Annotated in this window: 1 rRNA gene; it reads right to left on the bottom strand. The window is 38.8% G+C overall.

Annotated elements, in window-relative coordinates:
- Window positions 1-585: 585 nt before the first annotated feature.
- A 5S ribosomal RNA gene (gene rrf / locus CVN76_RS01630) occupies window positions 586-701 on the bottom strand.
- Window positions 702-804 lie beyond the last annotated feature (103 nt).

An 804-nucleotide genomic window follows, 5' to 3' on the forward strand; every position in this document is an offset into this window, starting at 1 on the left:
CCGAAGAAATGTTTGACTTGCTCATTTGCTTTTTTGATAGTGTGTGCTCACTTAAAATTTAACGTTGGCGCTTTGTTTTGTTCAGTTTTCAAAGAGCAATTTCACAATCGTCTGTTTCGACGGCTTGTTTATTCATCATAACACACTATTGATTAGTTGTCAACTTCTGCGAAGTTTTTAACTTATTTTAAATCGCTGTGTTTCTCAGCGACCATTTCATCTTATCATTTTCATAGTAAGAAGTCAATAGTTATTATTCCTTTTAGTAATCTACCAAAAGCGGATGAAGTTTTCGTTTGTCTTATGTGGTGCTTATTTATATTAATCCTATTCCAGCTTAAAGTCAATACATTTCATAATAAATAATTCACATGCTAAAATGTCCTCGAATTAGCATGATTAGGTTGGGGGTCGAATTATTGGCTGTCTGGGACGGATTATCTCTTTGAAGGCCGAATTATATGCTGCACGGGACGATTTATTTCAATTGAAGGACGAATTATCCGTTGATTTCCCTTCCCCCCAAAAAAAACGATCATATAATGGCGCAAAAAAAGACCAGCCGGATGGCTGATCTTCGAAATGGCTTGGCGGCGTCCTACTCTCACAGGGGGAAACCCCCAACTACCATCGGCGCTGAAGAGCTTAACTGCCGTGTTCGGAATGGGAACGGGTGTGACCTCTTCGCTATCGCCACCAAACATATCAGGAACGTTGTTCCTTCAAAACTAGATAATAAGAAGGTATTTCATTTTTTTAAAAGCGTTGGTTAAGTCCTCGATCTATTAGTATCAGTCAGCTCCA

The sequence above is a fragment of the Bacillus sp. mrc49 genome (genome assembly GCF_002803435.1).